The sequence below is a fragment of the Lapidilactobacillus luobeiensis genome, assembly GCF_024345205.1.
Lineage (GTDB): Bacteria > Bacillota > Bacilli > Lactobacillales > Lactobacillaceae > Lapidilactobacillus > Lapidilactobacillus luobeiensis.
The window spans coordinates 1-21,379 of sequence record NZ_BROC01000039.1; the positions used below are offsets into that span (position 1 = coordinate 1).

General features: G+C 47.7%; 16 protein-coding genes, 1 tRNA gene, 2 pseudogenes and 1 riboswitch. Of the genes and pseudogenes, 4 read left to right on the top strand and 15 right to left on the bottom strand.

What is annotated here, in order from left to right:
* Window positions 1–425: 425 nt before the first annotated feature.
* The 3 genes from serS to OCU21_RS10570 all read right to left on the bottom strand — a co-directional run bounded on the left by serS (window position 426) and on the right by OCU21_RS10570 (window position 3,323).
* On the bottom strand, window positions 426–1,706 hold the full coding sequence (serS, locus tag OCU21_RS10560) for a serine--tRNA ligase (protein ID WP_261807371.1): 1,281 nt from the start codon (window positions 1,704–1,706) through the stop codon (window positions 426–428).
* 466 nt (window positions 1,707–2,172) lie between these two features.
* Complete coding sequence (locus OCU21_RS10565; protein WP_261807372.1) at window positions 2,173–2,715, bottom strand: GNAT family N-acetyltransferase; 543 nt, start codon at window positions 2,713–2,715, stop codon at window positions 2,173–2,175.
* Window positions 2,716–2,762: 47 nt separating this feature from the next.
* Entirely contained in the window at window positions 2,763–3,323 is a 561-nt protein-coding gene (locus OCU21_RS10570; RefSeq protein WP_261807373.1) for a GNAT family N-acetyltransferase, read from the bottom strand.
* Between the two features lie 121 nt (window positions 3,324–3,444).
* Here OCU21_RS10570 and OCU21_RS10575 point away from each other — a divergent pair, with 121 nt between their 5' ends.
* Window positions 3,445–4,275: a lp_1002 family arylesterase gene (locus tag OCU21_RS10575; RefSeq protein WP_261807374.1), complete on the top strand. Its 831-nt coding sequence runs from the start codon at window positions 3,445–3,447 to the stop codon at window positions 4,273–4,275.
* A 184-nt stretch (window positions 4,276–4,459) separates the two neighbouring features.
* Here OCU21_RS10575 and OCU21_RS10580 read toward each other — a convergent pair whose 3' ends face one another.
* The 7 genes and pseudogenes from OCU21_RS10580 to OCU21_RS10610 form a co-directional block, all read right to left on the bottom strand.
* Entirely contained in the window at window positions 4,460–5,053 is a 594-nt protein-coding gene (locus OCU21_RS10580; protein ID WP_261807375.1) for a TVP38/TMEM64 family protein, read from the bottom strand.
* 133 nt (window positions 5,054–5,186) lie between these two features.
* On the bottom strand, window positions 5,187–6,080 hold the full coding sequence (locus tag OCU21_RS10585; protein ID WP_261807376.1) for an ROK family protein: 894 nt from the start codon (window positions 6,078–6,080) through the stop codon (window positions 5,187–5,189).
* Between the two features lie 161 nt (window positions 6,081–6,241).
* Window positions 6,242–7,177 carry a methyltransferase domain-containing protein gene (locus tag OCU21_RS10590; RefSeq protein WP_261807377.1) on the bottom strand — a complete coding sequence of 312 codons (936 nt, stop codon included), beginning with the start codon at window positions 7,175–7,177 and terminating at the stop codon, window positions 6,242–6,244.
* A 237-nt stretch (window positions 7,178–7,414) separates the two neighbouring features.
* Window positions 7,415–7,735 (bottom strand): carboxymuconolactone decarboxylase family protein, encoded by a 321-nt coding sequence (locus OCU21_RS10595; protein WP_261807378.1) that lies wholly within the window; start codon window positions 7,733–7,735, stop codon window positions 7,415–7,417.
* A gap of 240 nt (window positions 7,736–7,975) precedes the next feature.
* Entirely contained in the window at window positions 7,976–8,395 is a 420-nt protein-coding gene (locus OCU21_RS10600; protein ID WP_261807384.1) for a cupin domain-containing protein, read from the bottom strand.
* A gap of 75 nt (window positions 8,396–8,470) precedes the next feature.
* Window positions 8,471–8,935 (bottom strand): annotated as a pseudogene (locus OCU21_RS10605) (flavodoxin); the annotation flags it as partial.
* A gap of 224 nt (window positions 8,936–9,159) precedes the next feature.
* On the bottom strand, window positions 9,160–10,041 hold the full coding sequence (locus OCU21_RS10610) for a LysR family transcriptional regulator (protein ID WP_261807379.1): 882 nt from the start codon (window positions 10,039–10,041) through the stop codon (window positions 9,160–9,162).
* Between the two features lie 212 nt (window positions 10,042–10,253).
* On the opposite strand from OCU21_RS10610, the gene OCU21_RS10615 reads away from it, so the two are divergent.
* From OCU21_RS10615 to eno, 3 genes are all read left to right on the top strand, one after another.
* Window positions 10,254–10,326, top strand: a tRNA-Thr gene (locus tag OCU21_RS10615).
* Between the two features lie 248 nt (window positions 10,327–10,574).
* Window positions 10,575–11,075 carry an AAA family ATPase gene (locus OCU21_RS10620; RefSeq protein WP_261807380.1) on the top strand — a complete coding sequence of 167 codons (501 nt, stop codon included), beginning with the start codon at window positions 10,575–10,577 and terminating at the stop codon, window positions 11,073–11,075.
* 229 nt (window positions 11,076–11,304) lie between these two features.
* Window positions 11,305–11,364, top strand: a riboswitch (Fluoride riboswitch).
* 104 nt (window positions 11,365–11,468) lie between these two features.
* Window positions 11,469–12,740 carry a phosphopyruvate hydratase gene (eno, locus tag OCU21_RS10625; protein WP_261807381.1) on the top strand — a complete coding sequence of 424 codons (1,272 nt, stop codon included), beginning with the start codon at window positions 11,469–11,471 and terminating at the stop codon, window positions 12,738–12,740.
* A 371-nt stretch (window positions 12,741–13,111) separates the two neighbouring features.
* Here the strand turns inward: eno and OCU21_RS10630 are convergent.
* From OCU21_RS10630 to OCU21_RS11290, 5 genes and pseudogenes are all read right to left on the bottom strand, one after another.
* A pseudogene (locus tag OCU21_RS10630) lies at window positions 13,112–15,094 on the bottom strand (KUP/HAK/KT family potassium transporter); the annotation flags it as partial.
* 371 nt (window positions 15,095–15,465) lie between these two features.
* Window positions 15,466–16,128, bottom strand: coding sequence for a metal-dependent transcriptional regulator (locus tag OCU21_RS10635; RefSeq protein ID WP_261807382.1), 663 nt, complete (start codon window positions 16,126–16,128; stop codon window positions 15,466–15,468).
* 613 nt (window positions 16,129–16,741) lie between these two features.
* Window positions 16,742–17,830 carry a C40 family peptidase gene (locus tag OCU21_RS10640; protein ID WP_373875490.1) on the bottom strand — a complete coding sequence of 363 codons (1,089 nt, stop codon included), beginning with the start codon at window positions 17,828–17,830 and terminating at the stop codon, window positions 16,742–16,744.
* 419 nt (window positions 17,831–18,249) lie between these two features.
* On the bottom strand, window positions 18,250–19,404 hold the full coding sequence (locus OCU21_RS11285) for a CHAP domain-containing protein (RefSeq protein WP_309297213.1): 1,155 nt from the start codon (window positions 19,402–19,404) through the stop codon (window positions 18,250–18,252).
* Between the two features lie 250 nt (window positions 19,405–19,654).
* Window positions 19,655–20,914: a CHAP domain-containing protein gene (locus tag OCU21_RS11290; protein WP_309297214.1), complete on the bottom strand. Its 1,260-nt coding sequence runs from the start codon at window positions 20,912–20,914 to the stop codon at window positions 19,655–19,657.
* Window positions 20,915–21,379 lie beyond the last annotated feature (465 nt).

Below are 21,379 nucleotides of genomic sequence, written 5' to 3' on the forward strand. Positions count from 1 at the left end.
CGCAACAGCAACTTTAATATCTTAGCACGCGGTCATTTTCTTGTCAACAACTTTTTCAGAAAAGGTTGTTAGAACAACGAATGAAGCGCTTCGATAATTGCTATTTCGCAACACAAACTATCTTACCAACTTACGCCTCTTTCGTCAACCGAAAAAGCCAAAAAAATGAAAAAATCCCGATGTCATTCCTGATAGTTACCAACGCTTATTCACAAAAAGCGTAAAAAATTAATAGTAACAAGCCTTACTTCTACTCAGTAGTGCTGATATGCTCAACAAGAAACTTGACTTTCAATCAGGAAAATCGTGTCTTAACTCTATCTTGACCATAAAAAAACTCACCATTTTCAAGAATGGCAAGTCTTTTTCAGAAATCAAGTTTAGGTAGCGTCTAGATAAGATGCGCTAGCTGAGCTTGCCTAAATTTACTTAGCGGGGATCGTCGTTACACCATTCATATAAGGAACCAAGGCTGCGGGAATCGTGATCGAACCATCTTCGTTTTGATAGTTTTCTAAAATCGCAGCTACTGTCCGGCCGACTGCCAATCCAGATCCGTTCAAGGTGTTGACCAAGTGGACCTGACCCTCGGCGTCGCGATAACGGATCTGCGCGCGCCGTGCCTGAAAGTCCGTACAATTTGAGCAGCTGGAGATCTCACGATAAGTGTTTTGCGCCGGGATCCAAACTTCAAGGTCATAGGTTTTGGCTGAAGAGAAGCTGGCGTCCCCTGAAGCTAACGCAATAACGCGATAAGGTAAATTCAATTTACGTAAAATATCTTCAGCATCAGCGGTCAACTTATCCAATTCCTGATAAGAGTCCTCCGGCTTAACATATTTGACCATTTCCACCTTATTGAACTGATGCAGTCGAATCAAACCACGCGTATCACGGCCGGCGCTACCAGCCTCAGAACGGAAACAAGGCGTCAAGGCGGTCAAATAAACTGGCAATTGCGCTTCGTCAAGGATCTCGTGACTATAATAATTGGTCAACGGCACTTCAGCAGTCGGGATCAAGGTCAAAGGTTCGCCTTCATTGATGATCGTATAAACATCCTCAGTGAACTTAGGAAATTGGCTCGTGCCAAACATCGCCTCATTATTGACCAAATAAGGTGGGATCACCTCTTGATAGCCTTCTTTACTGTGCTCGTCCAACATAAAATTGTACAAGGCCCGCTCTAGCTTCGCGCCAAGTCCTTTATAGTAGACAAAGCGCGTGCCGGCGACTTTGGCCCCTCGTTCGAAATCTAGAATACCTAATTTTTCACCCAGATCCCAGTGAGCCTGTGGGGTAAATTCGAATTGCCGTGGCGTTGACCATTTGCGCACTTCTTGATTGTAATCTTCATTGGGACCGACAGGAACGTCATCCGCAGGAATATTGGGTAACCGTACCAAGATATACGTAACCTGACCGTCCAGATCCGTCAAGTCCGCATCTAATGTTTTGATTTGATCGCCAACTGCTCGCATCGCCGCGATCTGCGCACTAGCATCGCCGTGTTCCCGTTTGACTTTGGCGATCTCAGCAGAAACTTGGTTACGTTGCTTCTTCAACTCTTCCGTAGCAACGATTTTCTCCCGTCGCTGTGTATCTAGCGCCAACAATTCATCGATCTCCGCTGCGGTGACCCCGCGTGACGCCAATTTATCCTTGATCCATTCTGGTTTTTGGCGAATCAACTTAATATCTAACATCCTGATCTTCCTTTCAAAATTGCGTACAAAAAAAACAGTCCATCCCTGTCTAGGGACGAACTGACTTCATTCGCGGTACCACCCAATTTCAGACTAATAGCGTCTGCACTCAACTGAATAACGGCCATGCCGTGCGACTCCTCGCCGCCCACATAGGAAATTGGAAAATGTCGCTCAACGGTTTGCACCAACCACCGTTTCTCTGACTCGACAATAGATTTCCTCAACGTGTTTGTTACATTAAATGTATCATTTTTGAGTTAAAAAGCAAGGGCAACTAGCCATATTTCCAAATTTCAGTGTTGTTCTTCAAGACGAGCCAACTCTAGCGATCCCCTGACCGCCGCAAAGTTCAGAGTCAACTTCGAAACTAAGCCATGATCAGCGTGACCGCCCGCCAAAAAATACCGGCCATACCGCACCAGCGCCTGATCCCAAAGCTCGCTACAACAAACTGATGCGCCGATCAATCAAGCTCATATTCGAAAGTCGCCAAGCCTTTGGTTAAATCTTGCTGGACCACGGTGAAGCCAGCCTTTTGATAAAGGTAAATGATCCGCTGAAAATCATCGCCACCATCAAAAGAAGACAATGACGCGTCGATCTTTTTGATCTCCAAACGACGGGCCAATTTGATCAACGCCGCCAATGACAGCTGCGCCAGCCCGTGGTTTTGATAATCGAAAAAGGCCAATTTAGATGCGGCCCCCAGTGTCTCCAGTACGGCAATGTGGATCTGCTTTTGCCAACCGTCATAATCAAACAGCAACTGATTCTGAAAATCGGTTCGGATCCGCCCTTGAGAATCCAGATTCATCCACGGGGTATAGACGAAAATTGAATTTGTTTTCTCCTTTCGCTGATCAAAATGAAAATCCGTGTAAACGATATACTGTTCCAAATGTTGGTCCACCAATGGCAGATCATTGTTTGTACTGCGCATCACACGAAGATCGGGGTTGTTTTCAAGTTCTTGCAGTCTGTGCTGAAACGAATCCATCTCTGCCATCCAATCACTCCATAAAATTTTACTCACAATCAGTATAACACAGCTTTTTAATGAAGAAAGTCCATTTTTTCCCGTAACCGTTGCCAACTATTGGCTGTCAACAAATAATATTTTTCATTGGTTTGCTCAATAAACTTGAAAGGCAAGGCGACATCATAGCGAAATTCAAAGCCTATTTTCTGCAAAAGCCGTGCTGAGCGTTCATTGTTTTCATAGTGTCCCGCCCACACTTCGGTCAAATTTAAATGGGGAAAAGCCCAATCTAGCAGGACTTGTAGCGCTTCGGTCATCAAACCCTGACCCCAATATTCCTGTAATAGGACAAATCCTAATTCTCTAGTCCGATCAAGACCACTGGCAGGATCGACCCCGCGCAGGTTCAATTCGACTAAGCCGACTGGTTGCTCATCAGCGCGCCGGACGATCACAAAACTATCCGGACGTTGTTGAAAAATCGTCAACACTTGCTGACATTCACCAGCGTTGCGGACAATTGCAAAGCCAGCCGTTTGGTGATAGAGTGGCGTTGTTCCTAGTTTATTGACCAGGGGTCCATCTGTATTTTGGAAGGGCCGTAAATAAATTCGCGACCCGCTTAATTTCATCATTTTCTCGCTCCTAGCTTTAAGAGAGCTTTCCTGAAAAGTAGCGCCCAATTCGATTCGTTTTTTCCTAACTATTTTTTATTTTACCTTATTTTGCTAAAAAAACTCAAAGGAGTGATCATCTTTGCAAAAAATCCAGTTCGATTTCACGACCCAGCATCATGATGGCCAGCCTTTACGCCTGACCGGTTTCATTCACGAACCAGGCCCACACTTGCCGCAAAAACAATGGCCCATCCTTTTCTTCATCCCCGGGGGCGGGTTGACCCATATCGAATCCGACGTTGACGATAATATCGCGCTAGCTTTTTATAACCATGGCTTCTCGACTTTCTACATGGATTATCGTTTTCGCGCTGATCAACAACCCCTGATGCCGGCGCCATTACTAGATCTCGCCAACGGGCTGCAGACGATCCATAGTCATGCCGCCGCTTGGCATCTTGATGTAGCGAAAACTGTTTTGGCCGGCTTTTCAATTGGTGGCTTATTGGCTAGTCTACTGGCCGATTTACCGCAAAATCAGCAATTCCTTGAGGAACACCATTTGGTCGGGCAACAATTAACCAGTCAAGCCTTGATCCTCGGCTATCCTGTCACCGACCTGACGATGGGTTGGCCGCATTCGGCCGCCGAGCTTCCCGAGATTGCCGCCGACCCAGCCCTTTACGTAGCTAAAAATTGGTTAACGCCGCAACATGTACCGACTTTTGTCTGGAACACGGCTACGGATGGCGCCGTTCCACCGCTGAATGCGCTTGATTACGTCACGACCTTAGTGAAAATGCAACTTCCCGTCGAATACCATTTATTCCATCATGGTCCGCACGGAATGGCCCTAGCAACCAAAGCTACCGCACGGCAGCCGATGCATCAAGAGGCGCATGTGGCTCATTGGACCGACTTGGCGGTCGAATGGTTGAATGCCCTGTGGCCACAAACATTCAGTGATTAGCAGCGTTGTTGTCCATGTCAACTATTGTAAGGAGGTTCATGGTAAGCTCTAGCAACTTTATTGGCACATTTTCAAGGCTACTCGACAGACACCACTTATTATTAGAAAAGAAGTTTTCAAAAAGACGATCTGCAATTTTTCCGCAGATCGTCTTTATTATTTATTCAATTAGTTAGTGGGTCGCTCAAAACAGGCGCAGCAACCACTGACTGCCATAAAGTAAAACATAGCTGTAAGCCGCGATCGTAAACGGTTTGAGGAAAATAATGATCAAAGCGAATTTCGTCCAAGTCATCTTGGTCAAGCCCGCCAACATCACTAAAATATCATCTGGCGCCATGGGTAGAAAAATCGCCAGCGCGAAGAAGCGGTCAAAGTAACGTTGATTTTTCGTTTTATCGATATATTTTTGATAGGCCTTCTCTGGGATCAGATGCAAGATGAAATCTTTGCCATAATGCCGCGCCAAAAAGAAACTAATGAAAGAACCGATCGCGATCCCAATGTAATTATAGAAAAATCCAGCGATCGGTCCGAACAAGAGCACACCGACAGCCGTACTGATCCCCCCGGGAATGATCGGGATCACGACTTGGATGATCTGGACGATGATAAATAACAATGGTCCGGCCACTTGACGTTGTGCTAAATATTCATGTAAAAGTGTTTGATTTTGAAAGATCCCTAACTGCCACCAGTAAATGGTCAAAATGACAATCCCAGTCATGGCCAGCGCAGTGACGATATTGATCAATCGTCGGCTTGTTTGTGTGGTCAAAAAAGACGCCTCCCTTGTCGATCACCTTGATGCTAAGATGATTATAGCAAGGCAGACGTCTGCATGCACGAAATCCGGCTAACGATCAACTAACACTTTTGTCATCTCGTACGCCCCGAGCTTCCTGATCCAACTAAGCCAACGTAACTTCTGGATGCCAGTCTTTGAAGTTCTTCACCGCGCCAATCAGGTTCGCGTCATTTGAAAAACGGCTGACCTGAATATCAACTGTCGCCGCAGTCAAGCTCGCCCATTTCAACAACTGGTTCACCCTTGTCGCCAAGATCTGGGGAAGATCCTTCCGAGCGGAAACACCACCGGCCAAAATGATTCGATCAGGATTGAAACTACTGATCAGATTGAACAGACCCTGAGCATTGTAGTCATAGAATTTATTCAACTCATTTTGCGCCAGCACATCGCCGGCCGCCGCTAAATCAAAAAGTTGTTTGCCGGTAACTGGCATCCCTCCAGGATTCTGCGTGTTGTAACGATTAGCCGCATTGACCACTGTCCCCATCTGACTCCAAGTCAATTCTGGTCCTAATTTCATGTAGCCGAACTCGCCGCCAACAAGATCACGACCGCGCACCAACTGTCGATTGACAATGACCGAACCGCCAATACCCGTGCCCAGCGCGATCACCAACGCGTTATTGACATCTTGGGCGCTACCTTGCCACAGTTCCGCCAAGGCGGCGCAGTTGGCGTCATTTTCCAGCGCGATCGGTAACCCACCAAACATTTCTGAAAAAGCGGCCTTGATTGGAAAATTATGGATATAGGGGATCGCGCTTTCACCCCTGATCTCGCCTTTTTCATTATCAACCACACCAGGTAACGAGAAAGCAACGCCATTGACGGTATCAACTGTGTTTTTCAACGCGGTGAAAGTCGTCTGCAATTTTTCCTGCATTTCCGTCCAAGTCGCTGGTGTCGTGAAAGCGGACTGCCGCGTTAGTTCATCCGCGGCCCAGACCCCATATTTCACACTAGTCCCGCCAAAATCAAATACAACGATTGCCATGATCTGCCTCCAAAAGAATCAAATAAGATACTTTAAATATAACACGAAATCAGTGGGAATGAGACCGTTTTCTCAAAAAAGCATAGACATTTTTTCCTATTGACTAGTCAGAATTCCCGACCGACCCAAATCTGAAAGTAGCCGCCACTTCAAGCCTAGTCTCAGCAATGCCGCTGGGCAACCAGTAGGGAAAAGCGATAGTGCTGCTGTAAGCTTAACTCACCTGCATTGATGTGGGGTGCCAGCACCTGCTGGGCTTGAGCCAATTTATCCCTAGTCATTTCTGGATAGTCGTGCAAATAGGCCAATAACTCTGATTCAGTTAATTTTTCCTCACTGACAAAATCAAAATGGACTTGCTGGATCTTCGCGAAATCCGCTGTCAAGCCGCGTTGATACTGATCCAAGCAGTGGGGATCGACTTCGGGGCGTTCTGGGGGCAAGGCTAGTTGGCGCAGTAGCGGCGTCAACAGCTCATCTTCCGCCTGAGTCAAGCGCAATACCAGCAGCCGTTGCGTGGCCAACATGCTCACTTGCCGCAATGACATCACGGAGAGCTCTGGCAACATACTGACAAAAACAACCGGATAGCGAACCCGTTGTTGTACCAGTTTTTGCCAGCTGGCTTGTTCCCACGTCAATCGCTCCGCTGGCTGGGTCTCAGTTGACCTCGCCGCCGCCAAAATGTTAGCTGCTGTAACTCGTTCGGTTGGCCCAGTTTGCTTGCCATGCTCAGTCGCCGCGTCCCATTTGGACTGCGCGGTTTGTTTACGTTGACCAACTTGGCGCGCCTTTTGCCACCGTTTTGCTAAGATCGCCAGCATCGCCGCCGAAAAATCGACCACATGGACTTTGACCCCTGACGCCGCGAGGGGCAAAGCAAAGCGTCCGGTACCACCGCCGAGATCTAATAACGGCACCGCAGCTGCAGGTAATAACTGTGCTCGCTGCAAATAGGCCAGCACTTGGGGCACATAGGCGATCGTGCTGTCCTGTTCTACTTGATAATACTCGGGCGCGAACTCATCCCAAGCTTGCTGTTGTGCCTTTATCTCCCCAAAATTGACCGGCGCAAAATGTCTCAACTCATCGCTCATCTGCTCAGCCCCCTTGAGGTTATTTTAGCACAGTCAATGATCAGACACGTCATCTCCCCAAAAAGGCGCTTGGTCTTGTGTGGCTGACCACTTATTCCAATACCGGTACCGTTCCGCAGGATATCTGGTTGAGAGTTGAACATGTTATCAATTGACCACAAAAAAGCCCCTTGCCCACGCAAATACGGGACAAGGAGGCACCGTAAAACATTAGTTGCTTTGACTACTTTTGCGCTGCTAATCTTCGCCATAAACTTTTTTAGCAAGATTGAAAGCTGACCATGCTTTCGGCCAGCCAGCGTAAAACGCCAGGTGAGTGATCAGTTCAACCACCTCTTGTTTGGTCACGCCGTTTTGTTGGGCGATTTTTAGGTGATCCGCTAATTGCGGTGCGCCCATCGCCAAAAGTGCGGCGCAAGTGATCAAGCTGCGATCATGAGCGGACATTTCCGCTTCTCGTGACCAGACTTGACCGAAAAGGACATCATCATTGAGTTCCGCGAACTTCGGCGCGAACTCACCGAGATTATCGCGACCTGCTGTTTGTTTTTTTGCCATTCTATTTACCTCCATCATATCTTTCTTTATCCGGTGCAATGATCAAACAGAATCACGCTATTGTTCAAAATCATTACTCGAACTAGCGCTAAATATCGTTGCGATCATTGCGATCCGTTTGTTGATTTTTTGATACCGGGCCTAGCTCAACCAACTTTGGCCAATTGCACCAGCCGCTCGTTCAAAAAAACAACGGGTTATTTTTTAGTCAACTGGCTATAACGAATTGGACCTAGTTGATCAGTCATCAAGGCTGGCGTATTGTTCCACGGAAACTGGCTCCAGCCATTCTGGCGTGCCCGTCGTGATCGCAATATGTGAGAACCAGCTATCCTTGGTCGCGCCATGCCAGTGCTTGACGCCATCATGAGTAACGACCACATCACCGGGATGAAGACGTCGCGCTGGTTGTCCCGCTTCCTGATACCAGCCTTCACCGCCAGTGACCAATAAAATCTGGTAACCTTGATGATGGATATGCCAATTATTGCGACAACCTGGCGAAAAGGTAACATTACCGACCCCCACATTGACCGCGGGATCAGCGACCAAATTTGCTAAATAACTTTGGCCTATAAAGTATTGGGCATAAGCGTCATTCTTGGCGCCGCGGGGAAAAATCACGCCATTTTCAACTGCTTCGTTTTTAATTTCTGACATTGGTGATACCTCCATTTTTTTAATCGTTTGCTGACAAACAGCCAACCAATTGGCAAGGGCCAAATCAGCACGTTGTACACGGCCGCCTCGGATCGCCAATGTTGGTAGGAGCTTGGCGCCCGGGCACAGTTGTGCTAAACGTTGATCACTATCGCCACAGCCGCTACCCTCATGCGTACAAAAAGGGAAAAGCCACCGATCCTGCCAATCCTGACTTTGCAAATAAGTGCTGACGATCTGGGGCAAAGTCCCCCACCAGACCGGAAAGCCGAGAAATATCGACCTAGCGGATACTGATCCAACAGTCATTGGTCGCCAGACCACACATTGGGCAGACAACAGTTCCTGCTGACTTCGCGCCAGTGTCTTTTCGTAGTCAGTCGCATAGGGCTCTAACGGCTGTATTTCTTGCAAGGGCGCGTCCAGGCGTTGGCCGATCTTTTCAGCGAGCACCGCTGTGTTGCCTATCGTCAATGCTTTGATCGCGCCACTAACAAAATTTTCGCCAGCATGGGAAAAATAAATCACAACAGCCGCCATCAGCCACCTCCTTCACAAAATAATGGGTACTGCCACGTTTTGACCTCGGCTCTCAACTCAACCACCTTTTTAGGAAATGGCCTGGTGCCATCGAAACAATTGCGTAGCCAAGTGGGAACCGCAGTTGTGCTAAGTCCGTTTCAATAAAAAAAGCCCGGACAGCCGTCGATAGGTTCATCGTACAGCCACCCTGGCCTAATTACCAATACTTAAAAAATCGCCCATCATGCTTCAAAAGCATGTTTGAAGCGACGAATCAACTCAGCCACTACTGGTGTGTGTAGCCGTGACTTCCAAGCCAGAATACAATGCGTCTTGATCGCGGGCGCCAAAGGAACAAAAACCAGATCAGCGCCTAATCGATCCGTCACCGCCCCCGCGATCGTGACGGCCGCCCCCACGTCATGGGCAACTAAGGGGAACACATTGAAACTTAAATTATAGGTCCCGACCACGTTCAATTTTGAAAAAGGCACCCCAGCAAAAGCGCTGATCAGTTGTTGGACTGGTTCGCGGCTGGTACAAAGCAAGGGGGTGCCAAGCAGATCAGCGGCTTGGATCGTTGTTTTTTGCGCCAAAAAATTACTTTTTGAAACCAGCAGTCCCCAACGTTCTTCTCGGGGTAAGGTCAATGTCTCAAAAGTCTTGGTCATCACCGGTTCCAATAAAATCGCTAAATCAAGCAAGCCCTTTTCCAACCGGTCACTGATCTCATCGCTGGTCGCCGCGACCAATTCAAAATGAACTTGGGGATAATCGCTGACCAACTCCTCCAACATCAAAGCCAAAGTATCCGAGTTATCTGCCTCGACACAACCGATCGTAAAACTACCGCTTAATTGTTGCTGTTGTTTCTGGCGTAACGCCTCTTCCAGCTGCTGATCCAATTGAAGGATCTCCGCGGCCCGCTCCTTCAAAAATAATCCCGCCTGTGTCAGCATCAAGCGCTTATGTTGCCGGTCAAACAATGGCTCGCCCACTTCCGCCTCCAATTCATGGATCTGACGACTCAAAGTCGGTTGAGTAATATGCAATGCTTTGGCCGCCTGGGAAATATTCTGCTCCGTCGCCACCGTCCAAAAATAACGCAACAACCTGATCTCCATATCGAGCTCACCTCACTGATTTCTACTTCCGATATAACCAGTATACAATGAAACGAGTGGTTGCAAGTCGTGGTTATTCTTAAAAGGCGTTTTTTGTAAGCAATCATTCTTGGGAAAAGCGCCCTTGATCGGCGATCACGATAAATTCGCTGGAAAAGATATTGACAACCCTCGCATTTCTCGGTATGATTTTACTTGTGCCTGTTAACATTGCCGCTTTAGCTCAGCAGGTAGAGCACCACCATGGTAAGGTGGGGGTCGCCGGTTCAAATCCGGCAAGCGGCTTGATTTAACGACTGATCTTGCAGTCTTAAAGTCTCACTAATAACCCTGAATGCTGATTTAAGAGCATTTAGGGTTTTACTTTTTGGAGCGAGCTGGTGAGTGGCTCAGCTGCGGTGCGCTTCGCAGATGGTGGTCTTGCTTGCTCGGTCACCAGTGGTTGCTCTCAATGCGGATCCTCAGCGTTATTATTTTAGACGGCCTCACTGTCGGTCAGCGCTCCGAAATATTTCAAGAAAGAAGTGGCAGCCATGTCAGCGAGATTGATCATCATTCGCGGAAACTCGGCCAGTGGTAAAACGACCACGGCGCAACAGTTACAGTTGGCGCTTCAGCCGGCTCAGACGCTTTTGATCTCCCAAGATGTCGTGCGTCGCGATATGTTGCATGCGCCGGACCATACTGGTAATTTGGCGCTTGAATTGATCCGTGATCTGGCTGCTTTTGGGCAGCGACACTGTCAGTATGTGATCTTAGAAGGGATCCTCAAGTCTTCTGTTTACCGGGAGATGCTGCTTGATATCAGCGCGACTTTTCCGCGACCTGCGCTGGTTTATTATTTTGATCTGCCTTTTTCAGTAACCGTGCAGCGCCACGAATTACGTCCTAATGCTACTGCGTTTGGTCGGCGTGAGCTGGCCGCTTGGTGGCAAAATCACGACCAGTTGGGCACGCCTAATGAAACGATTTTCACCCAAGATCAAACGCTGACACAACGGGTCCAACAGATCCAATTCGATCTGAGTCACTAGTCTCGAATTCCCTTACGAAAGAACGTAGCACCAAAAAAACGAACGGTTGCATTCTTTTTTATTCCGCGTTAGTCCTAGCGACAATGGCCCAGCTTAAATTAGTTAGCTCGCGAACCTGACTAGTTAAGCTTGCCTTTAGTCCGAAGTGCTGGTGATCGAACTTCTTCTTACTTATTCCTAGGATAAGCCCCTTTATTTTACATCTCGTGAAAAACGTGGTAATTTAGAAGCGAATGAACGGGATGGTGCTCCCGATAACTGCGATAAAGCTGATGGCGCCTGCTTAGATGATCTAATCGACCACGTCCTACGTGGATTAGTTCGTTTGTCTAAGCAGGCGTCTTTTTATGCTTTTGGTAGGATCGGCGCACCAAAAAATAAGGGGGAAATAGCATGACAGTTGTAATTGAAAATGTGAAGGCACGAGAGATCTTCGATTCGCGGGGCAATCCGACGATCGAAGCCGATGTGATTTTATCCGACGGTACTTTAGGCCGAGCAGAGGTTCCTTCTGGCGCTTCTACTGGCGATCGTGAGGCTGTTGAGCTGCGTGATGGCGGTACTCGTTTGCTGGGCAAAGGCGTTCTCAAGGCGGTCGCCAATGTTAATAGTAAAATCAAAAAAGCGTTGATCGGCCAAGATCCTTGCCAACAAGCGGAAATCGATAAAATCATGATCGACTTAGATGGCACGCCCAACAAGGCTCGTCTTGGCGCCAACGCGATCTTAGGTGTCTCAATGGCGACGGCCCGCGCAGCTGCTGCTAGCAAACATTTGCCATTGTATCGTTACTTAGGTGGCGTTGATCTGGAATTGCCGCAACCGTTCTTCAATGTGATCAACGGTGGTGTTCATGCCGACTCCGGCATCGCTGTTCAAGAATTTCTGATCACCCCGATCGAGCGCACCAGCTTCCGGGATGGTATGGAAAAAATTGCCAACATTTATCATACTTTGAAGAAGGTTTTAGCCAAAGAAGGCTATGAAACTGCGGTTGGCGATGAAGGTGGCTTTGCGCCGAAATTAGGTAGCACTGAAGAAGCCATCGAAATGTTGTACCGCGCCATCAAAGCAGCCGGCTACGAGCCTGGTAGTGAGATCGGCATTGCCATTGACCCCGCTTCTAGCGAATTCTACTCCGACGAAACGCACAAATACAGTTTTGAAGGCAAAGAACTGGATTCAGACGAACTCTTGGTCTACTACCAAAAATTAGTCGCGGAATATCCAGCGCTGATCTCCATCGAAGATGGTTTCTCCGAACATGACTGGGATGGGTTCAAGAAGCAAACCGAGGTTCAAGGCAAACAGATCCAACTGATCGGCGACGATATTTTTGTCACCAATCCTAAGATCTTCAAGGAAGGCATTGATAAAGGGGTTGCTAACTCGATCCTGATCAAGCTGAATCAGATCGGCACCGTCACCGAAACGATCGACACGATCAAGATGGCCCGGGCAAATGGCTATACCACAATGATCTCCCATCGTTCGGGAGAAACTGGCGATACTTTCATCGCTGACTTCGCGGTCGCCATGAATGCCGGTCAAATCAAGACAGGCTCAATGGCGCGGAGTGAACGGGTCGAGAAGTACAATCAATTCCTGCGGATCGAAGAAGAGTTAGGCGGCAATGTTGGTCTGGCTCACTTCCCGAAACGCTAAATCAAATCTGGCTCCAAAATTCTAACCAATTTACAACCCAAAGCAAAAAGGTCGCTGTTCGCCCAGCGGCCTTTTTGTAAACTGATTTTTCTGAATGCTAAAGTAATGACAAACTCCCAATCGATCACGCTGTGCAGTCGCGGGGATTTTGCAGCGATGCTTGGAGTCATCAGATCATTGATTTATTGATCGTCGTACTTTTTTTGATCATCCGTCTGTGGGAGCTGGTGCCGTTCGGCGGTGTGCTCAGGCTCGCCGGTAATGCTATCGTGTTCATGATGATGGTGATGATGCGCTGGTTTGGCCGCTTCCGGATGGATCTTGTCGTAGCGGACCGCCGCTTCATCTTCATCCAAGTACCGCAAACTGATTTTGTTTGATTTACCCAAAATCAGCGGCACTTTTTCAACGACCACATCCGCGAATTCCAAGCCGAACCATGAAGCCGGATTGCTGGTAATATTCTGTAACCCGACCCGCATTTGGATCATCGTTCGCTCAAACGACTTGATCTGCGTCGCTGGTGAGATGACATCTTGAACAATAACAAAACTGAAATCACCGACATCCCGGCCAACGATCGTTGTGTATTTCTTCGGTTGTGGGTCGATCTGACCACGTTCGATCATTTCATGAACGATCGCCCGGAGATAAACATTGACCCGTTGCTCGCGACGGAAACCTAGATAAAGCTGAACATTGATCACATTACGAGTACCCAGTGTGTCAACACTATATTCCGCGGTATACGGTTCATCCGTCACATTGACGGTAACAAACCAGTAGGCTTTAGCTCGTTTTGGCCGCTTATCCAAGATCGAATACATCATTTCCCGCTTGATTTGATTGCCGGGCTTGACCTTCGCCATGTAGACCACATTATCGGAATAAGTAGGCAGGCCTTCGTCATTGCTCAGGCGACTTAATTGATCCTTATAATCATCCAAGCAAACATAAGCGGAGCGATATTCTTCGCGATCGCGGATCCGATTGCCATAATACCAGATATACATCACCAGTAAGATCACCCCAGCGATGATCGCGGTCACGTAGCCACCGTGGACAAATTTGACCAGTGACGAGACCAGAAACATCCCTTCAATGATCCCGAAGAAGACGACCATCAAAGCTGCCCAAACCAATTTAACATGGCGTAATCGTAAGAATTGGTACAACAGCAAAGTGGTCATCAGCATCGTGACCGTGATCGCTAAACCATAAGCCGCTTCCATATGCGAAGAGGTCTGGAAATAAGCGATGATCCCTAAGCAGGCGATCCATAAAATATTATTGACCAAAGGAATGTAGATCTGCCCATGTTTTTCTGTTGGATAAACGATTTTCATCCGTGGGAAAAATTTCAAACGAACGGCTTCGGAAACCAACGTATAAGAACCGGTGATCAGCGCTTGCGAGGCAATGATCGCGGCCAGCGTCGCCAAAACGATCCCGATCAAACGCCAGTCTCCCGGCAACATCTCGAAAAACGGATTGAAAGTCGGATCCTTGGCAAAAGCAGCGTTATTAGCATTGTTCATGACCCAGACCCCTTGGCCTAGATAATTCAACATCAAGCTAACAAAGACAAAGGGCCAACTACCATAGATATTGACCCGACCAACGTGACCAACGTCAGAATACAGCGCCTCAGCCCCGGTGGTCGCCAGAAAGACACTGCCGAGGATGAAGACACCCACATGATTATCAGGATTGAAGAACAATAAATTGATCGCGTAATAGGGATTTAAAGCCCGCAGGATCGAGAAATCCGCAGTCATATGGAGAAAACCACTAACACCGAGAAAAAGGAACCAGAAAAACATGATCGGACCAAAGGCGCGCCCGATCGCCGTGGTCCCAAAACGTTGAATTATAAATAGGAAAGAAAGAATGATCACCGTAATAAGGATGACTTCTTTTTGCGTTTTGACCGGTTCCCAACCATTGAATTGGATCCCTTTTAACCCTTCGATCGCCGTCGTGACTGTGACAGCCGGGGTCAACATCCCATCCGCCAATAAAGCCGCGCCACCGATCAAAGCCGGATAGATCAACCATTTTTTCCGCCGCCGCACCAAGGCGTAGAGTGAGAAGATCCCACCCTCACCATGATTAGTGGCCTTCAAGGCGATCAAGACATACTTGATCGTCGTCAGCAACATCACCGTCCAAAAAATCAATGAAATACTGCCCAAGATCATCGAGCGCGAAGCTGTATTCAAACCACCATTATCGCTAATGATCGTCTTCATAACATATAGCGGCGAGGTGCCAATATCACCATAAACGATCCCAATGGTGATCAATAGACCGGCCATTGAGATCGCGCTCCGCTTTTTTGCATTTAACCGCATTTTATCTTCCTCCAGCATAACTATCCCTTGGCCTTTCTGCCCACGCGCGCCACCGCATGAAAAAAAGCTCTCCTGCAAGTCAAACAGGTCATTTCATTTATCCTAGGCCAACCTGCACGTCTTGAGAACTAAGCCAATGCCGCTACTTTACAAGACTTAAGCCCGACTGTCAATAGAAAAAGTGAAGAAAAAATTAAATTTCATTTGGTCCCTTTGACCACTGGACTTGTTGCGCAAAATAACGCTGCAAAACTATTTTCAGCGCGACGCCCCGATGTCTTGATCCCCAGCGAGATCCAGAGCAGCTAAGTGGCCATCAATGAAAAAATGCTTGCGCCAGACTAGCCGGCACAAGCAAGGACCGGCGCCGATCAGGCCTCCGGTGTCGCGATTTTATTGACAAAAATATAACTAGCTGATTTAAAACTGACCGGGATCGTTGCGCCGGCGCTGGTCCGCACGACGATCGGCCCTTCAAATGGTTCGTGCCGTAAAACTGTCATTTCCGTCCCTAACGGCAGACCTAAATTCTGATAATATGACAGAAACTCATGATTATCGATCACCCGCTTGATCTGAACCACCGTACCATCATCGATATCGACCAAGACCTGATCATTTGAATCTGTCTCCTCGGCATTTCCGGGAATGATCCCACCATGAGGACACCGTTCAGGCTGATCCAAATAGTCATTCAAACGCTGGATCAACATCCCATCAGTCGCATGTTCCAGCACATCAGCCGCCTCATGGACCTCACCGATATTGTAATTCAACTTATCATGCAGAAAAACTTCCCAGATCCGATGTCGTCGCACCAGATTCGTGGCGATCTCCCGCCCTTTGTCAGTCAGTGAGATCTCGTTATAAGGTGTGTGGCTGACCAACTTTTCTTTGGCCAAACTCGTCAACATCTCTGTAACTGAGGGCGCGCTGACCTGCAGAATATCCGCGATGTTTTTATTTGTGATCTTGCGTTGATCATGATTCAACTCATAGATCGCTTTTAAATAATTTTCCTGACTTGGTGACATTGTCCCAACCTCCAAGCGTGCATCTCGATCCAATGTTACAGCTTCCATTATACCGTATTTAACAATTTACTGCATGGAAAAACGAAGCGCTTTATTTTCGGCGGTCCTTGACCCAAAAGCCAGAAATCCCCGTCGAGCTTGCGGCTTCGTTAAAAGTGATTCCGCTACATTCTCCAGATACATATCTCTGGGCTTACATCGATGGAATAAGCACGAATACTAGCCAGATGACAACTAGGATCAATAAGATCAAGACGAATATCGATAGCCGTAACATTACTTTGTTTTGTTTCTTAAAGCCAAGGCACATCAGCACAAGTGCCATCAAGAAAAGAAGCGCTAAATATTTAACCATGAAAATAGCTGACCTTTCCAGGTGTTTTTAATTGTTTACTATCGGTACCTTACGATCCCATTATAAACCGGGCCAACCATTTTTGACACAGCAGCCTAAAGCCAAATCAATAGAATCATCAGAAATAAAAAAAGAGAAGGTCGCAGAAATCAACTTTCTCTTGACTAATATATAGAAAAGACACCGCCCCAAAAGACGATGTCGTAATCAAGTCAAAACTTAAGTTATGGGTTGTCGCAACTAATACTAGCGCTTAAATTAAAGCCGTTTGCCAAATGATGGCGCCCAACCACTGACCGACTGGGAAGTGACGCTTTGGCCAGGTGCTGGTGAATGAATATACCGACCACCGCCAACGTAAACGCCAACGTGATAAGCGGACCCAACGCCGCCCCAGAAGACCAGGTCGCCGGCTTGTAAGCTACCGACTGACACGTAAGAACCGAGACGACTCATTGCTTCAGAAGTCCGTGGTAATGAAATCCCTGCTTGCGCAGCTGCGTAATAGATCAAACCAGAACAGTCAAAGCCTGCTGGTGAAGTACCGCCCCAGACATAAGGAACACCAATGTACTTAGCCGCGTTCGAAGCGATCGTGCCACCAACAACAGAAGGGGCTGAATTGTTGCTACTTTGCGCTGTTTTCACAGTTGCTGTTGAATTTCGAGTCGTTGCCGTTGTCGTCGCAACACGGGAAGTAGCAGCGGCGGCCGCAGCAGCCACGTCACTTTGCAATTTTGCGATTTCTGCTTTGTTGTCATCGATCTTCTTAGCCAAAGCAGCTTGTGCTGCTTGCGCGGAATCTTTTTGTGAATCTAAGCTTGCTTTTTCAGTCACTAACTTTGCTTTGGTCGCAACCAAACTTGACTTCTGGTCAGCTTGCTTCGTCCGCAAAGTCTCAATGCTGGCCTTGCTTTCATTGACCGCGTCCATGGCGTCTTTGTTCGCTGTATTCAGGCTACGAACAGCGACTGAACGTGATAAAGCCTCGCTCAAAGAATCAGCGCTCAACACGAAGTCAACGTAAACATTACCGGTCACACTATTTGAAGACTCGTTTTGTAATGATTTCAGTTGTTCGCGTAAAACGGACTTACGATTCTTTAATTCTTTCTTGGCCACGGTGATCTCTTGATCAGATTTCTTGATCGCGCCTTCGATCGTGACGATCTTATCATTAGCCGCATTGATTGCCAACACTTTGTTGGAGACCGCATTGGATAATTTCGCGACCTGATTTTGTTGCTCACTCAATTGGGACAACAAATCATTGTTGGCACTCTTCTTACTGGCGATCGAGCTTTGCGCGTTGGAAACTTCGTCGGCGCTAACTGAACTGACGCCCATAAATGTTGGCGCTGCTAAAAGCAAAGCTGCTGCGGTAACCGCAATACGTTTTGTTATTTTCTTCAAAGTTTGTACACTCCCATAACTTAATTACAAGTCGCATTATAGCATGCGGACTATTACACGATGGTTACAGCGAGTCAAAGTTCATGTGACTTATATTACGTTAGTGTAACATTTCGCCAGAAAGCCTATTATAGCAACGATCTGATTACCATTTTTCTTTAAAAAAAGTTTTAATATTAGCTTGACTTGATCCTAATCAACCGTTTACATTGCTTTTCTGATTAAAAATCTTATCATTTATTACGGCACGGACGGCATTGAAAAGACCTCGGTCCAATTCAGGCCGAGGTCACAGATCATTTATTGGTATTGTTTGCTGATGAATTGAAGCTGAACGGGAGACCGGGCAACACTTAGTAAGGGCTGTGGATATAAGTATAAGCGCCGACATTCCCGATAGTTTGCAGATTAGGACCTGCGGGCGAGCCGAAGCCCATGCCGCCTTGCGAGATCGTGATCGTCCCGGTCGCCGCATTATAAGATTCGACGTAGGCAACATGACCGTAGCCTGGCGCTGCTACCCAGTTACCGACCAATTGACCGCCGCCAAAACTAACGATCGCACCAGCGGCTGGCGTATTATTGACTGTAAAACCTGCTGCCCGAGCGCTGTAGCCCCATTGACCACCATTGCCCCAATGACCGCCAGCCCAGCCTGAACGTTGATAAGCATACCAAGTACATTGGCCCCAAGCGTATGGGTTAGCGCCAGAATGATTGACTGAGGGACGGCCAGCATTAACATTAGGCGTAGTTGCCAGCGGTTGCGCGACAACTTTTTTAGCAGCCGCCTTTTGCGCAGCTGTCGCGGTTTGTAAACTAACTTGTAAGTTCTCTAAGAGATCCTGATTAGCGGCGATCTTCGTCTGTAAGTTGGTGACCGCGCCTTGAGCTTGTTGTTGCGCCTTGACCAGCGCTGTTTTTTCCGTAACTAATTTAGCTTTATTGACCACCAGACCCTTTTGCTTTTGATCTTGCTCGTCCTTCAAGCTGACCAATTCAGCCTTGGATTCGCTGACTGCAGCCATCGCCTGTTGATTAGCTTGGTTGAGTTTGCCCACGGTCAGCGTCCGTGAGAATAATTCGCTGAGGTTATCACTGCTGAAAATAAAATCAACATAGATGTTCCCAGAAACGCTAGATGTTGATTGCTTCTGTAATTGGATCAACTGTTCCTTCAAAACAGACCGGCGATTTTTAAGTTTCGTGGTCGTTGTGTCGATTTTAGTGGCAATGACTTGAAGCCGCTTTTGTGAGGCTGTGATCGCATCTTCCGCCTGGGTGATCGCCTGATTTTTAGCGACGACCTGCTTGTCGTAACCCCAGACTTTGCTTTGTAATGTTTCCAGTTGCGCTGCCAAGTTCTGCTTCTGTGACTTGCCCTGCGCTAGTTGCGACCGTTCTGAATCGATCGTGGTCGCGCTGACCGTCGTTGCTTGTGCTACTGCCGAACTTGCTAAAAGAACTACCGTTAAAACTCGAATTAACTGCCCTGTCCGCTTCTTCATCAATTGAACACTCCCATAACTTCATCAAGGATTTCATTATAGCATGATAAAGGTTACACAATTGTTACACGCGGCCGAAGTTCATGTGACATATATTACAGTTTGGTAACAAGCGCACAAAAAGAACCGTCAAGTCCTCGACCACGACCGACCAAACAATTGGCCGCCCGTAGTGGACCCAACGATTCTATTTTTTATAAACTTACTTGCTATTAGCCAAACTAGCACTGATCCAGTGGTTTATTTTGACCTAGTAAGGGCTATGGACGTACGTGTAGGCGCCAACATTGCTGATGGTCTGAAGATTAGGACCACCTGGTGAAGAAAAGCCCATGCCGCCTTGCGAGATCGTGATCGTCCCGGCCGCAGCGTTATAGGATTCGACGTAGGCCACATGACCATACTGTCCGTCAGCAGTCCACTGACCGCCGACGGATTGACCAGCGGCAAAACTAACGATCGCACCAGCTGCCGGCGTGTGGTTGACAGTAAAGCCAGCCGCCCGCGCGCTATTGCCCCAATCGGCGCCATTGCCCCAGCTACCGCCAGCCCAACCGGAACGGGCATAAGCGTACCAAGTACACTGACCCCAAGCATAAGGGTTGTTGCTGGTATGGGTCACATTTGGTGTTCCAGAAGCCGTACTACTAGAACCTGAACCAACATTGTTGCTGCCACTGTTACTGGTACTCCCGGTACTGCTGTTCGTACTTGTCGTGACCGTACTAGCTTTTACCGCTGCTTTACGTGCCGTCTCCGCCGCTGCGGCCGCTGCCGCGTTAGCCTTTTCTTGCGCCGCCGTGGAAACAGCGGACTTCAAAGTGACCTGCAAGTTTTCCAAAAGATCTTGATTAGCTGTCACTTCGGCTTGTAAGTTGTTGACTGCAACATTAGCGGCCTTTTGGGCGGTAACTAAGTCGGCTTTATCATTGACCAATTGCGCTTTGCTGGCGACTAAAGCCTGTTGCTTAGCGTCTTGCTCCTGCTTCAGATCCTTCAATTTATTCTCAGATTCCTGAACCGCGGCCATGGCTTCCTGATTGGCCTTATTTAATTTGCTCACCGCGAACGACCGCGATAATAATTCGGTAAACCCATCACTGCTTAAAACAAAATCAACATAAACATTGCCGGAAACACTATTACTGGATTGTTTCTGTAATTCGATCAATTGATTCTTCAAAATCGTCCGGCGATTTTTCAATTCCTTGGTCGTTACTGTGATCTCACCCGCGATTTGATCCAAACGCGTTTGCGAAGCAGCAATATCATCAGTTACTTTGGCGATCGCCTGATTTTTGGCAACGACTTTTTTATCCAAACTCCACACTTTACTCTGGAGTTCATTCATTTGGGCAATCAACTTTTCTTTTTTAGCTTGATTACTGGAAATTGCGGACTGCGCTTCTGAGATCGAATCAGCGTGAACGGTTCCGACTTGAGCCATCACTGGACCGGCTAACAAAAGCACGGCTGCGCCTACGAATAATGTGCGATTACGTTTTTTCAAATTGTACACTCCCATGACTTATTACTTTGGAATTATAGCACGCGAACCTTTACGAGAAAGTTACAGCCCTGCGAAGAAGTTATGACATCGCCGCGGTGAAATCACATTATCACTAGCTGCAAACGGCCGATCAGTGGTCATCTCGGTATTCCTTTCATGAAAAAACTGATCAAGGCGTTAGTCAGATCCTTTGTTTATTTTCGTTTCTGCTCGTGCTGCGTCTAAAATGTTTTCAATTTTGCCCTGCGGTTTGACTGAGGTTTCTATATCTTGGCCGCGATCTGCGTTGCGTGTGGTGGGCAGGCTCGCTGTGCTCCCGTATCTTGGCCGTAACTTCCACTGCGTGGTTCGGGGTGAGCTCGCTGTGGGCGTCACTTTGAGCTTCGCAAAGTACACGAATCTCAAAGCTGAGCCTTGGTCTAAGTGGCACAGCCACTAAGACCAATTTCACGGCGATCTCACCCC

Coding starts and splice junctions, on each gene's coding strand:
- serS (WP_261807371.1), bottom strand. CDS start 1,706: ATGTTAGATATTAAGTTGATTCGCCAAAAACCAGAATGGATCAAGGAT.
- OCU21_RS10565 (WP_261807372.1), bottom strand. CDS start 2,715: ATGGCAGAGATGGATTCGTTTCAGCACAGACTGCAAGAACTTGAAAAC.
- OCU21_RS10570 (WP_261807373.1), bottom strand. CDS start 3,323: ATGATGAAATTAAGCGGGTCGCGAATTTATTTACGGCCCTTCCAAAAT.
- OCU21_RS10585 (WP_261807376.1), bottom strand. CDS start 6,080: ATGGCAATCGTTGTATTTGATTTTGGCGGGACTAGTGTGAAATATGGG.
- OCU21_RS10590 (WP_261807377.1), bottom strand. CDS start 7,177: ATGAGCGATGAGTTGAGACATTTTGCGCCGGTCAATTTTGGGGAGATA.
- OCU21_RS10595 (WP_261807378.1), bottom strand. CDS start 7,735: ATGGCAAAAAAACAAACAGCAGGTCGCGATAATCTCGGTGAGTTCGCG.
- OCU21_RS10600 (WP_261807384.1), bottom strand. CDS start 8,395: ATGTCAGAAATTAAAAACGAAGCAGTTGAAAATGGCGTGATTTTTCCC.
- OCU21_RS10610 (WP_261807379.1), bottom strand. CDS start 10,041: ATGGAGATCAGGTTGTTGCGTTATTTTTGGACGGTGGCGACGGAGCAG.
- OCU21_RS10620 (WP_261807380.1), top strand. CDS start 10,575: ATGTCAGCGAGATTGATCATCATTCGCGGAAACTCGGCCAGTGGTAAA.
- eno (WP_261807381.1), top strand. CDS start 11,469: ATGACAGTTGTAATTGAAAATGTGAAGGCACGAGAGATCTTCGATTCG.
- OCU21_RS10635 (WP_261807382.1), bottom strand. CDS start 16,128: ATGTCACCAAGTCAGGAAAATTATTTAAAAGCGATCTATGAGTTGAAT.
- OCU21_RS10640 (WP_373875490.1), bottom strand. CDS start 17,830: ATGGGCGTCAGTTCAGTTAGCGCCGACGAAGTTTCCAACGCGCAAAGC.
- OCU21_RS11285 (WP_309297213.1), bottom strand. CDS start 19,404: ATGAAGAAGCGGACAGGGCAGTTAATTCGAGTTTTAACGGTAGTTCTT.